Source organism: Lactiplantibacillus herbarum (assembly GCF_001039045.1).
In the GTDB taxonomy this organism is placed as follows: domain Bacteria; phylum Bacillota; class Bacilli; order Lactobacillales; family Lactobacillaceae; genus Lactiplantibacillus; species Lactiplantibacillus herbarum.
The window spans coordinates 1-12823 of the sequence record NZ_LFEE01000019.1; the positions used below are offsets into that span (position 1 = coordinate 1).

A 12823-nucleotide genomic window follows, 5' to 3' on the forward strand; every position below is an offset into this window, starting at 1 on the left:
GGCAAGGCGGTGATGGAGTGGGACGTTTAAAGACTTTAAAGCTAACGCTTTTACGCGCTAGCTTTAATCTTTTTTATCAGGCTTTTTATCATCTCGGTGGCCCAAAGAAAGGGCACGTCACGTTTGCAACAATGCGCAGTGACCTTCTTAATGATAATTTAAAAGCGTTACACACGGAGTTTGTAGACGATGGTCAGACTGATATTGAAGTCTTTTGCTATCATTATGATCGGACATTTAAAAGTAAGTTAGGTTTTCTCTGGGCGTCAATCAAAGCGCTGCGATTGCTTGCACATTCTGAACTCTTTATTATTGACGACTACTTTTTCCCGTTATATGCAATTAGTAAGCATGCAGATAATCAAGTTGTTCAGCTTTGGCACGCCATTGGTTCGTTAAAAAAGTTTGGTTTAAGCTTACCAACTGCAGAACAGAGTGTCCTAAAACCACATACTAATTATGACTGGGTCTTCATTAACTCCGAAGTTGATAAGCCCGCTTATGTCGATGCATTTGACATTCAACCTGATCACGTCTTGGCCACGGGTGAACCGATGATGGATCAGCTCATGCGCCAAGAGCCATTACAGCATCCAGGTAACAAACGGATCTTGTATTCACCAACATACCGCGCAGGTGTACACGGTGAAGCTCAAGTGTTAGGCTATGTTCAGGAACTAGTTACGGCAAGTCAGCAGTTAGATGCTGATTGGGAACTCTATATTTCTTTACACCCATATTTAAAGTTACCAACGCTGACGCTACCGAAAAATGTGCATATTTTTCAAGATGCGGCTAAAGTTAAAACGTTGATGCCGACAATTGACCTCTTTATTACGGACTATTCGTCGTTATCATTGAATTTTAGTTACTTTGAACGGCCAATCTTGCTCTATACGCCTGACTATCAAGATTATATTAAAACGTGCGGTTTTTACGTTGATTATTATCAGTACCTGGGTGCACCTCATTTTCAAAGTGCCTCAGAAGTGGTTACTTTTATCAATCAACAACTACCAACGCTGGATTTAACCTATGTTCAGTCATTGAAGCGTAAGACTTTTCCACATCAGGACGGAAATAACTCGCAACGAGTATTTCAGTTCTTAATAAAACAACTTTAGTTATTAGCAGGGAGCGCATACAGTTATGTTACAACGATTAAAACGCGTTGCACGCCGGATTGTTTATGGCCGCCGTGTCACGACTAACGCTGATCAGCAAGATTTAATTACCGATAGTTCAAACGGTGCACTTGATTTTTTAAATTCACCACGAATCGATCATGATGCTGAGTCATTAATTAAACGGCAAGTCACTAAGTTAGATTTCAACAGTTCTTACTTAGTTATCGAAGGGGCCGCTTGGTTTGAAAAGTATCCAGAAAAGGATGCTGAACGAATTGTTAAGAGTCTTATTCTAATTAGTGACATCGGTCCTGAAATTGAAATTCCACTGGTTAACAAAAAATTCAACAATCAAAAGTTCCCAGCTGCTGGCTACAAAGGCGAGGTTAATTTTTCGACAATCAGTGAAGGCAAACCACTCTTACCAGGAACCTATGAAATTCAATTGCAGGTCAAACAATATCTTGATAAAGGCTGGTTGATTCGACGTACAACTATTGGTCAAATCGTTGGCGCCGATCAAAACCTTAATTATACGACCAAGATGACCAGCTATTCCGCTAAGAGCAATAAGACTTACAGCTTAATTTTCCGCTATAGTCTAGCTTCTCAAGCGCTTAACGTGACGTCATACAAGTTAAGTGATGTCGATCCGTTAGAAAACGAATTTACAGACAACACTGGTCTTGATAGCGCCATGATGCGGGCCTTAAAGCGTCGGGTATTGAAGTTTTGGTATCGCTGGTATAGTTTACAACCAGTTCACAAGAAACAGATTTCATTCGTTTCAGACAGTCGGGTAACGATTTCTGGTAACTTTGAATTCATTTATCAGGAATTAAAACGTCGCGATACTGATTTTAAGATTTCATTCTATCTAAAACCAAGTATTAAGACTAAGAAGTCCTGGAAAGAAGTTCGGACACTGGCAAAAGCGATCGCAACCAGTCGCTACGTCATTATAGATGATTTTTATCCGTTAGTTTATCCGTTGCACATTCGCGAAAATTCAGACCTAATTCAGGTTTGGCATGCAGTCGGAGCCTTTAAAACATTCGGTTACAGTCGCTTAGGTATGCCAGGTGGTCCTAAGATTCAATCCTTAAACCACCGAAACTATACTAAAGCTCTGGTTTCCTCGCATAATATCGCAGATAAGTACGCGGAAGGGTTCGGAATTGCTACTGATAAAGTTATCCCGCTCGGAATTCCACGTACCGATGTTTTCTTCGATGAACCTAAGAAACAGGCCATTCGGGAACGACTTGCAAACGACTTACCTTTTATTAAAGACAAAAAGGTCATCTTATTTGCACCGACATTCCGTGGTAATGGTCAACAATCGGCATACTATCCATTCGAAATGCTCAACTTCAAGGAAATCTACGAAGCCTTGCATGACGATTATGTCTTCCTATTGAAGATTCATCCATTCGTTCAAAACAAGCCAACGTTGCCGTATGAATATTCTGACTTCTATTATGATGTTTCAGATTATCGAGAAATCAACGATTTATTGTTAGTTTCCGATCAATTGATTACGGACTACTCATCAGTTTGTTTTGAATACGCATTGCTCAACCGGCCGATGATCTTCTTTGCACCAGATTTAGCTGACTATATGGAGTCACGTAGTTTTTACTTTGATTACTTTGACTTTATTCCAGGAAGTTTGGCCGAGAATACCAATGACCTCATTAAACAATTGCAACATCCACAAGTTAGTCAGGCTAAGTTAGATGGCTTTGTGAACTTCTTCTTCGATGATCTTGATGGCCAGTCAACCGCACGTTTCGTTGATGCCCTTGAAAATGAATTTGAAGATCCAAATGCTGATAATCTTGTCACTGATGACGGACTTGAATTGAGTGAAGACGGTAAGGTTATCCCTGATTGGGGTAAGAAAAACCAGTAACACTTAATTGTTATTTCAATAAAAGGGTAGTAACACCGCTATTAAGTTAGCGCTGTTACTGCCCTTTTTACTATTAATGATTACTTGCAGCTACCACTTAACGCTAGTGTTGCCGAGCACTTGCTAAGCTGCTAATTAATATTTGACCAATCCAGACTAGTGTCCACAAAAGCATGCCCCAACTAAGCCAGTCCGCATCAATAAACAGACCGCTCAGTACTAACCAATTGAGACCAAAAAGCCACCAGAACCAGCAAACTTTGAGTGAGACACGCCATGAATAGGACATTGGAATCATATCAATAAATCTTAATGATTGCGTGAGCAGCAGAATAATGGGAACTAATAGGCTTTCTATAAGGGCCACTTCTAAATTGTGGGCCGAGAACTCATTCCAAGCTGTGATTTGAAAGCCATAGTGGATGGAACCGGTGATAGTAAATGATACCGAAAGATCCAAACAAACATCGGTTGAGCAAGGAGCATCCCACTTAATAACCACGTTACTTTTTTCATTGAATAACTTTCTTACTGTTAGGTTAGTAATAGTCTACTAGCTAAAATACTTACCAACTATCAAGTTTAGGTAAATTTGTTGTAAAAAAGAGGGGTACACCATCGTATTACAATCACGACAGGGTACCCCTTAAAATATATTTTGCGATTAAGCTTCAATTACTTAGTTGTACGATCCTTAAAAATGAAGAGTTTACTGAAAAACCAGTTTAGAACAACCACGACAACTTGATCAATAATCTTCACTAATAATCCGTTGCCATGTAAAACTGAGGTTCCGATAAGCATAATGGCTTCATCAATAACATAGCTCAAGATCCGGAATCCAAAGAATGAGGTCGCTTCACGAATAATTGCGCCAGCAGTTGGTGTCTTAGAATCAAAGACCCACAGCTTGTTTGTTACATAGGCAAAGAGCACTGATAGGAACCATGCAACCGTATTAGCTGACCAAACAGGCCAAGACAGTTCTGAGTTAAATAACCAAAAGACAACAATGTTGACTAGCGTTGTTAAACCACCAAAAATCAAGTAGGAAAGGATGCTTTGGTAGCGCACCCAAAGCGTTTTGATTGTTTTCATGCGTAAACTTCCTTTTTGTTATAATTTATTCAATTCTATTATCCTAGCATAAAACTAGTGTGTTAGGGGGATTTGTTGCGACTATTTAACTTGTTTTAGAAGTTTACACAATTATTTTTAGGATGTTCAATTGCTATTATGGTAGCGCTAAGTTAGCAATTCAAGTTACCTTAATACGGTTTCCTAGAAATGATTTCTACAGTATAATAGTTTATGGATTGGATTTTACTGAAAACAGACCAAATAATTAATTAACTTTCAGAAAAAGAGGATTTTGGAATGATCCTGATATACAAAGCACTGTACTCAAATACTGGTATATCGCATATTTATTGGGGTATGTAAAATATTCATGTGTTAGCTGTTAAAGGGGAATTTAATAAAATGGAACAACCAAAACTGGCAATTGTCGTACCATGTTATAACGAAGAGGCTGTCTTACCAGCATCTGCTAAGGTTTTACGGAATATCTTACAAGAAATGATTGATAAGGGACAAGTACACGCTACCAGCAAGATTCTATTTGTGAATGATGGTAGCCGCGATAATACTTGGAAATTAATTCAACAACTAGAAAAACAAGACTCATTATTGACTGGATTAAAATTTAGCCGTAACTTTGGTCATCAGAATGCCTTAATGGCTGGAATGGAAATTGCAGGTAAATACGCTGATTGTGTTATTACCATTGATGCTGATTTACAAGATGATGAAAACTTAATTCCTACAATGATTACAAGTTATCAAGCAGGAAATGAGATCGTTCTAGGTGTTCGTAATGATCGATCAAGTGATTCTAAATTTAAACGTTGGACAGCCGAGACTTTCTACAGTTTGATGGGGAAGGTGGGGGTTCAATTAGTCCCAGACCACGCTGATTTTCGATTGTTAGGGAAACGTGCTATTGCTGTTTTAATGGAATATCAGGAAACAAACCTGTTCTTACGTGGAATCGTTCCCCAGTTAGGTTTTAGTACCGATAAACTTTATTATCAACGCAAACCACGGCTGGCTGGTGAAACAAAGTATCCTTTGAAAAAAATGCTATCATTTGCCTTTAATGGCATTACATCATTTTCAGTTGCACCTATTAAAGCAATTATGTCCCTAGGATTACTAGTTATCGGAATTAGTTTAATTATGATGGTTTATACATTCATTCGTTTCTTTACTGGTAACGTTATTAACGGTTGGTCATCCTTAATGATTAGCTTATGGTTTCTGGGTGGTGTTCAGTTAATTGGGATTAGTATTATTGGTGAATACATCGGCAATATTTACGATGAAGTCAAGCACCGACCACGTTATATCATTGAAACTGATAATTATAGCCGCACGCAGCAAAGTGATCCTGAACATACGGCAACGGAGGCAAAATGACAAAAAAAATATTAATTGGCTTTAATTGGCTCGCTGCTGGTTTATTGAGTTGGGTATTACTACTTGCCGCATTCATGCCAGCAAATTTTATCAATAAGCAAGACTGGGTTCAACCAGTTGTACTCGTCACATTGACACTTGGCCTATTACTCATAATTAACGGTATTCGTAACATTGTTAGTCACTTGAAAGTTCGGACGTATCATTGGTTGCTCTGGGGGATCGTGGCATTAATTATCATTATCCAAATATGGGTCGCTTTAAATTTTATTGATGCAGCACGTGGTGATGTGTATTTTGTCCGTAATCAAGCCATTTCATTAGCACAAGATAATCACGTATGGGCAGACTATTTCAAGGCTTATCCAAACAACGTTAATTCAGCGTTGTTTGAAGCTATGCTACTCAAAGTATTACTCGGAATGGGGATTAAAACACCTTGGGTCATACTTAACTTGTTTCGTTTTGCCTGGCTTGATACAGGTCTACTTTCTGGATTAGTATTATTAAAACATTGGAAGCACTGGAATCCCAGTGGATTATTGTTTGCATTAACTTGGCTATTCAGTTTACCCGTCTATGCTTATGGTCTATTTGCCTATAATGATGCTTTAGTTATGCCGCTAGTCTTGAACGTTGCAGCGTTAGGCTGGCTATTTAAGAATAAACATGGGTGGCAACGCTGGCTAGCTGCTCTATGTAGTTGGATAATGCTTGGTATGGGTTTCGTAATGAAAAGTAACTTAATCGTACTTTGGATTGCCGTAATCATAGTATGGTTACTTGCACTGTTCATGAAAAGTGTTCGTTGGCCATTAGCTTTGACTTGGCTAGCAGGGGGACTAATTGTTTTAGGATTAAGTTCAACATTGATGACCAGTATGGCTAAACAGGCTGAGTACGTGAAGGATTCCAATCTGGCTACACCAGTAACTAGTTGGATTGCAATGAGTCTTAATCCCGAACAACAAGGACAGTATTCCGGTAAAGATTTCTATCAAATTAGGGATGCTAAGACTAAAGAAGCAAAGGCCACGCTGGCTAATAACTTGATTCAGGATCGCCTGAAAACAATGAAAACAAGCGGTTTATTAGTTCACTTTATGGACAAATTCGGTGTCTTTCTTAGCCATGGTGATTTTGATGCTAACCATCTAATTCCACAATGGATCAGTGCACCAAGCTGGTATCTTAATCAGCAACGTAGCTATCAATTCTGGGCACTGCTATTAGCCCAATGCTGGTACTTGGCATTATTAGTCGGTAGTATTTGGCAACTCTTTACACAAAGAGAACATCTCCTAGCTACAACCTTATTAAGCCTAACTTTACTAGGTTTAATGGCTTTTCACGTTTTAATATGGGAAGTAGAACCACGATATGCGCTTCCATTACTCCCAGTATTTATGCTGCTGGGAAGCGCAGGGTGGACAAATCTGCCTGCACTTAAATTCTCCCTCCAGCGCCAACTGCTGATGAGTTGGCTCATGGTATTAGGGCTGGCCTTCAGTATGATCAGCATCATTCAGACAAGTACTACTAACATCATTGACAAGGCTACCAATATCAGTAGCAGTAGTACTAGCAGCACTAGCCCGATTCAATCAAAATCTGTGTTATCACAGGGAAACGGGGGCTACTTCGACGTTACAACGTTACTGATTAAAGGGAAAAGTCAATATCACTTTAGTATTCCGGTAGCCGGATTAAAAACAAATCAATTGGTGTTGTACTCAAACTCAAAAAGTAAAGTCACCATAAGAATTAAAGCACATGGTGAAATTTTAAAACAAGTAACCAAGCGTGCTGATCTTATTGAATATATTGATTATCCAGCTACACGGGCAAATAGTCTAGATGTAACGATTGTTAATCGCTCCCGTAATCCAGTCAGTTATGCGAGTGCTGTGTCAAACTATTCTTTAACTACAGGAATGATTACGAACCAGCCTCAGAAAACATTGCAATGGTCAGTTAACCAAGTTGATCAGTCTAAAGCTGCTGAAACTAAACCGGTCAAAATAACACCTGACATCGTTGTTATTTCAGCATTAACAAGCTACTTGATTCTAATTTTAGGCAGTATCTGGTTGCAGCCTCGATATTTGGATCATGAACACAGTAATCAGCATTAAGAATTGATATGGCTTTAGGACTAGACTTACGATTTAATATCGTGATTCTAGTCCTTTTAATTTAGTTAAAATAATCCGTTATTAGTATAAGTGGTAGCAATAAAATATCCAGTTTTAATTGTTTTACAGTTAAATTCAGCACAAAAGTAACAATTAACGTATCTCAATAGGAACAGACTGGTTTTGATATAATATTCTCGGGAGGGGTAATTTTTACATATTCTAGTTTACATAATATATATTATACGAAGTAGAATGTGAGAGAAAAATACTCCCCCACGACCTAATTCAACGTTTCTAACAACTTTTTTACTTCAGCTCTTACGTTTTATATTAGTTTCAGTCGATCAATATTTTTTTCGTGCCCAACTGATTTCCTTTAGTTAAGTTAATTTCATAATTAATCAGCTGACTAAAATCATTTTTAGTCTAATCTAATTGCAAAAACCATTTTAGTCCGTAAAATTCAACTTAACTTAAATTATTGTTATTTTACTCATAATTGATCAAATTTCGGCTTGTTTGGCTTAAACTCAAATAACGATATTTTCAGTCACATCAACAACCGTATTTAAAATCATTTAACCATCACTTGATCATCCTATTATTAAACAAGTGCTTAGAATACGTCTCTCAGCATCATGTCAAAACGCTTGTCTTACAGTTGTTTTTATGTTTTAGTTAAAGTAACAATTTATCGATGAAAGGATGATTGCACATGCCTGCTCAATTTCCATACGCTAAAAGTTTTATCACTGACTTACAAGCCGCTGGTAAACAAGCTGCTACGATTGAACAATACGAACTGACCCTAGCAGACTTCTTTAACTATGAACAACATTTTAATGAAGTCTTTGCTAAAGATCAGCTTTTAGCAGATTTAACTGAAAGTGACGTTCAGGCTTATTTAGACATGCTACGAGATCAACGCCAATTCAAACAAACAACGCTCAATAAATGTCTTTCTAATCTAAACGGTTATTTCAGCTACTTGTTCTCACACCGGATCATTACGACGCTGCCAACGTTCAATATCAAGGGACAGCCTGTAACAACCGCAACCGCAACGAGCATGTGGCCGCTACAACTAACGACGTGGTTAGCCAACGATGACTTACACCCATACACGCGTGCTTTCTTATTACTCACTTATAAGGGTTATACAGCTGCTGAAATGCTATCCACAGGGTTCTACAAGCAGCTCGACCAAATGGCTCTTACAGCGTCAGAAAAGGCCTTTTGGACTAAACTTCAAACGTTCTTATTACCATTACAATCACAGAGTGGCTGTAATGACATTTTCCTTAAAAGTCGGCAGCGGGGAGCTGATCCCCATATTACATTAGCCGCACTCCACAAGTATTTAGCAGGAGACGGACAACGTCTAGGTATCCCGTTAAAACCCGTTGCGATCCGTCAAGACTTTATCCTATGGTATCTTGACGAACACCGGACAACTGATTCTATAGCTATCATGACACGTCTACGATTGGATGAAACTAGCCTAATTTATTATCAAAATTTACTGCGCCGTCAAGAACTGCAAGTCTTACAAACCCGTAATAGCCGTTAAATAAAAGGGGGAACCATCCTATTTTTTAGATTGGTTCCCCCTTTTATTTTTTGCAGCAGCCCATTAATAAAACGTTACGTTATTGCAGTTTATTTACATTCCATTACAGAGTTATCACAAGCATTACACTGAACTTGCTACTTGGTTAAGAAGCCTTAAAATCCCTGTACGTAAGGCTTATCACCCTGTAAACTAGGACCAACGTTAAAATTCAATTCTCGAAAGGATGATTCGATGACTTTCTATCGTTGGTTAGAACCATTTATTGAACAAACCAGCCCGTTTGCACCAGCAGCCTGTTACGCACATTCTGATTTTGACTTCCCCTTAACTAGCGATATTCATGAATTGTCCGATTACATTACCTATTTGAATATCCAGGACCCCGTTAAGCACTCTTTCTATTCAGCATTGGCTGCATACCGGGCTAGCTAACATAATCATAAGAAAAACATGCCATCATTGAGATGGCATGTTTTAGTCTTTAAGGACATTTATTAACTTAACTATTCCAATGCTGCTTGATAAACCGTTCCCGGCCACCCATTTCTTCAATCTGGTAACGGAAAGGATTACGACGATAGAAGTCCTGATGCTCTGCTTCGGCTGGATAGAATGGCTTAACATCTTCAATCTGCGTCACGATCGGCTCTTTAAAACGCTCACTAGCAGCTAAAGCCGCCCGCGAATCCGTAGCAATTTGACGTTGTTCAGGACTATTAACAAAGATCACAGGACGATAACTATCACCACGATCTTGAAATTGCCCGGAGGCATCGGTAGGATCAGTTTGCCGCCAGTAGATCTCAACTAATTGCGCATAACTAATAATAGCTGGATCAAACGTAATTTCTACCGCTTCAGTATGACCTGTCGTGTGACTTGCGACCTGCTCATAGGTTGGATCGACGATCGTGCCGCCCGTATATCCTGAAACGACCTTAATAATGCCTGGTTGTTCATCGAATGGTTTCACCATACACCAGAAACACCCGCCAGCAAAGATTGCAGTTGCTGCCATTACAATTCCCCCTCTATTTATTAAATAACGCTAGGTACTCACCATAACCAGCAGTTTGTAACTCCGTGACTGGGATGAACTTTAATGCCGCAGAGTTAATGCAATAGCGTAAGCCACCCTGATCGCTTGGACCATCTGGGAAGACGTGGCCTAAATGTGAGCTAGCTTGAGTACTAGTAACTTCCGTACGTCGCATCCCAAAAGAAATATCATGATGTTCAGTAACATGTTGTGCCGCAATCGGCTTAGTAAAAGATGGCCAACCACACCCCGCGTCATACTTATCTAACGAGCTAAATAAGGCTTCACCACTGACAATGTCTACATAGATACCCTCTTGATAAAAATCATCATATTGGCCACTAAATGGACGCTCAGTGGCGGCCTTTTGTGTGACTGCATATTGTTCAGGCGTCAATCGTTGCTGCAGATCTTGCTTTGCTTTATCCACACTAACCATCCCTCTCTCTAATTATTAAGTTGTACACAACTTAATTACATTACTTATATTACCCTATTTTAATTTAAATGCAAAAAAGAAGCCTCCACTCGCTAAGAATGGCGGCTTCTAATCATTTATTCAATACTAATTAAGCGTTAAAAGCGTCCGTCAATTGTGGGACAACTTGTTTCTTACGTGAAACAACACCTGGCAAGCTCAAACGATTGTTAGCAATCGTCTTACCAAAGGCTTTTTCAACTGGTTCAGTAGGTTGGCCAATAACCAATAATTCAGAGTTGCTATCTAAGATGTTAGTAGCTAGGATCAAGAATAAGTCATAGCCTTCACTAGCGTTTTCATCTTTAGCAGCAGCTTCCATAGCAGCTTGGCGCTTGAAAACATCGTCTAAGTCAACTGTGTTAACTTGGGCAACGCGCACAGTCTTGCCAGCCATTTCAAATGACTTAGCATCGGCATCGATTAATTCTTTTTCAGACTTGCTGTCAAGATTAGTCCCAGCTTTAAGCATAGCTAAACCATAAGTTTCGTAGTCAATGTCAGCAATCTTAGCTAAGTCTTTAACAACGGCAACATCAGTTGGTGTGGTCGTTGGTGACTTCAATAATAACGTATCAGAAATGATTGCTGATAACATCAAACCAGCTAACTTAGCAGGAATTTCAATATCGTTTTCCATGAAAAGCTTGTAGATAACGGTACTACAGCAACCAAGTGGTTCAGCACGGTAGAATAATGGTTGTGCCGTATTGAAGCCAGCAATCCGGTGATGATCAACAACGTGGCTAACCGTCAAGTCAGCGATATCGCTAACACTCTGTTGTGGTTCGTTATGATCAACTAACATTACACTGTCAACTTCAGAACCTGCTTCAGTGATGACGCGAAGAGCTGGTTCGTCAAAATGATCTAAAACGAATTGAGTTTCTTCGTTAGGTTCGCCTAAAGCAACGGCTTCAGTGTCAGCACCCATCTGGTTTTCAAAATATGAAAAGGCCTTAGCTGCGACAATTGCATCTGTATCTGGACTCTGGTGGCCAAAAATTAATTCCTTGCTCATTAGTATTGCGCTCCTTTAAAACTTATTTTTGATTAATCTTTTGTAAACGTGAGAGATAATCTTCGGCCCGTAAGTAGCTATCAAACTCATCCAAGAAATTCTTGACCCGTGGAATTTGATCCTTATCCTTACGGAATACGAAGTTCAAGTCAAACTTAATCGCTGGTTCAAATGACAACGTGTGTAAATTGTCATCAGTTGGGTTCGCCATCATGAATGAACTTGGTAAGGCCGTATTGGTCTTAGTAGTTGCCGCTACAAACCGATAGATTTGTTGTGGTTTTGTAAAACGTGCAACGGCTGTTGGTAGATCAGCTAGCTGGTTCTTATAGGACTCTTTAACCACTTGATCCAAATAGTAATTCTCTGGATACGTTACCCACGGAACCGTAGTCGTATCCTTGAATTTAATTCGTTTCTTTTTGGCTAGCTTTTCATCACTAGAAATGAATAGTAATTCATCCTGAATAATTTTCTTTGATTGATATGGCTTCCAGTTTTTAATACTTTCATCTGGTAAATACATCACTGCCAAATCAATCCGGTTGTTTTCTAGTCGTTCCCAGATTTCTTTCCGTGTCAACATATGGAATGAAATGATCACGTTAGGATGAGCCTCATAGTATTTGATGGCAAAATCTTCAAAGACATGGTCTTCAATCGAAGCTAATACCCCAATATTGATGGAACCCTGGGTTGCACTAGTGGTTTGTTGAATTTCGTCAGTTGCTTTGTTAAGCACATCGTAAATGTTATGCGTGGCATTTAGCATGGTGTAACCAGCGTCGGATAAGCGTAGCTTTTTACCGACTGAATAGAATAATGGTGCACCAACCGTGCGTTCTAGCTTTTTGATTTGTTGGGTCAAGGCGGGCTGAGTGATCCCTAAAATTTGCGCTGCTTGCGTATAGTTCATAGTTTCAGCTAATTGCAAGAAATACGTTAACGTTTTAGATGAAAAAATACTCTCTTGAGTTGTCTTCATGAATTCTACCTGATCCTTTCTTCTTATCACTATCTTATAATACCTATAATCTTATACAAGATTAAAAGT

Annotated in this window: 11 protein-coding genes; 6 read left to right on the top strand and 5 right to left on the bottom strand. The window is 39.1% G+C overall.

The genetic code is table 11. From position 1 onward, the window contains the following. Positions 1 to 17 precede the first annotated feature (17 nt). Both ACG95_RS06365 and ACG95_RS06370 read left to right on the top strand, forming a co-directional pair. Positions 18 to 1124, top strand: coding sequence for a CDP-glycerol glycerophosphotransferase family protein (locus ACG95_RS06365; RefSeq protein WP_047999795.1), 1107 nt, complete (start codon positions 18 to 20; stop codon positions 1122 to 1124). A gap of 25 nt (positions 1125 to 1149) precedes the next feature. Further along, complete coding sequence (locus ACG95_RS06370; protein ID WP_047999730.1) at positions 1150 to 3042, top strand: CDP-glycerol glycerophosphotransferase family protein; 1893 nt, start codon at positions 1150 to 1152, stop codon at positions 3040 to 3042. A 675-nt stretch (positions 3043 to 3717) separates the two neighbouring features. Here the strand turns inward: ACG95_RS06370 and ACG95_RS06380 are convergent. Beyond that, positions 3718 to 4140, bottom strand: a complete 423-nt coding sequence (locus ACG95_RS06380) for a GtrA family protein (protein WP_047999731.1) — start codon at positions 4138 to 4140, stop codon at positions 3718 to 3720. A gap of 384 nt (positions 4141 to 4524) precedes the next feature. Between ACG95_RS06380 and ACG95_RS06385 the strand changes: the two genes are divergently transcribed. The 4 genes from ACG95_RS06385 to ACG95_RS06400 all read left to right on the top strand — a co-directional run bounded on the left by ACG95_RS06385 (position 4525) and on the right by ACG95_RS06400 (position 9663). Continuing rightward, positions 4525 to 5520 (top strand): glycosyltransferase family 2 protein, encoded by a 996-nt coding sequence (locus ACG95_RS06385; RefSeq protein WP_047999732.1) that lies wholly within the window; start codon positions 4525 to 4527, stop codon positions 5518 to 5520. After that, positions 5517 to 7655, top strand: a complete 2139-nt coding sequence (locus ACG95_RS06390; protein ID WP_047999733.1) for a membrane protein — start codon at positions 5517 to 5519, stop codon at positions 7653 to 7655. Before ACG95_RS06385 ends, ACG95_RS06390 begins: the two co-directional genes overlap by 4 nt. 718 nt (positions 7656 to 8373) lie before the next feature. Further along, a complete protein-coding gene (locus ACG95_RS06395) occupies positions 8374 to 9228 on the top strand; it encodes a phage integrase N-terminal SAM-like domain-containing protein (protein ID WP_053072711.1) in 855 nt (284 codons plus the stop codon). Positions 9229 to 9462: 234 nt separating this feature from the next. Next, positions 9463 to 9663 carry a YozE family protein gene (locus ACG95_RS06400; RefSeq protein WP_047999734.1) on the top strand — a complete coding sequence of 67 codons (201 nt, stop codon included), beginning with the start codon at positions 9463 to 9465 and terminating at the stop codon, positions 9661 to 9663. A 67-nt stretch (positions 9664 to 9730) separates the two neighbouring features. Here the strand turns inward: ACG95_RS06400 and msrA are convergent, their stop codons facing one another. The 4 genes from msrA to ACG95_RS06420 form a co-directional block, all read right to left on the bottom strand. Beyond that, positions 9731 to 10249, bottom strand: a complete 519-nt coding sequence (msrA, locus tag ACG95_RS06405; RefSeq protein WP_047999735.1) for a peptide-methionine (S)-S-oxide reductase MsrA — start codon at positions 10247 to 10249, stop codon at positions 9731 to 9733. A 13-nt stretch (positions 10250 to 10262) separates the two neighbouring features. After that, on the bottom strand, positions 10263 to 10700 hold the full coding sequence (gene msrB, locus ACG95_RS06410; protein WP_152668297.1) for a peptide-methionine (R)-S-oxide reductase MsrB: 438 nt from the start codon (positions 10698 to 10700) through the stop codon (positions 10263 to 10265). A 139-nt stretch (positions 10701 to 10839) separates the two neighbouring features. Next, positions 10840 to 11769, bottom strand: a complete 930-nt coding sequence (locus tag ACG95_RS06415) for a manganese-dependent inorganic pyrophosphatase (protein WP_047999737.1) — start codon at positions 11767 to 11769, stop codon at positions 10840 to 10842. A gap of 22 nt (positions 11770 to 11791) precedes the next feature. Continuing rightward, positions 11792 to 12754: a LysR family transcriptional regulator gene (locus tag ACG95_RS06420; RefSeq protein ID WP_047999738.1), complete on the bottom strand. Its 963-nt coding sequence runs from the start codon at positions 12752 to 12754 to the stop codon at positions 11792 to 11794. Between the last annotated feature and the right edge of the window lie 69 nt (positions 12755 to 12823).

Excerpts from the sequence above, each read along its gene's own strand:
- ACG95_RS06395 (WP_053072711.1), top strand. The coding sequence starts at position 8,374 with ATGCCTGCTCAATTTCCATACGCTAAAAGTTTTATCACTGACTTACAA.
- ACG95_RS06420 (WP_047999738.1), bottom strand. The coding sequence starts at position 12,754 with ATGAAGACAACTCAAGAGAGTATTTTTTCATCTAAAACGTTAACGTAT.
- ACG95_RS06370 (WP_047999730.1), top strand. The coding sequence starts at position 1,150 with ATGTTACAACGATTAAAACGCGTTGCACGCCGGATTGTTTATGGCCGC.
- ACG95_RS06415 (WP_047999737.1), bottom strand. The coding sequence starts at position 11,769 with ATGAGCAAGGAATTAATTTTTGGCCACCAGAGTCCAGATACAGATGCA.
- ACG95_RS06390 (WP_047999733.1), top strand. The coding sequence starts at position 5,517 with ATGACAAAAAAAATATTAATTGGCTTTAATTGGCTCGCTGCTGGTTTA.
- ACG95_RS06380 (WP_047999731.1), bottom strand. The coding sequence starts at position 4,140 with ATGAAAACAATCAAAACGCTTTGGGTGCGCTACCAAAGCATCCTTTCC.
- msrA (WP_047999735.1), bottom strand. The coding sequence starts at position 10,249 with ATGGCAGCAACTGCAATCTTTGCTGGCGGGTGTTTCTGGTGTATGGTG.
- ACG95_RS06400 (WP_047999734.1), top strand. The coding sequence starts at position 9,463 with ATGACTTTCTATCGTTGGTTAGAACCATTTATTGAACAAACCAGCCCG.
- ACG95_RS06385 (WP_047999732.1), top strand. The coding sequence starts at position 4,525 with ATGGAACAACCAAAACTGGCAATTGTCGTACCATGTTATAACGAAGAG.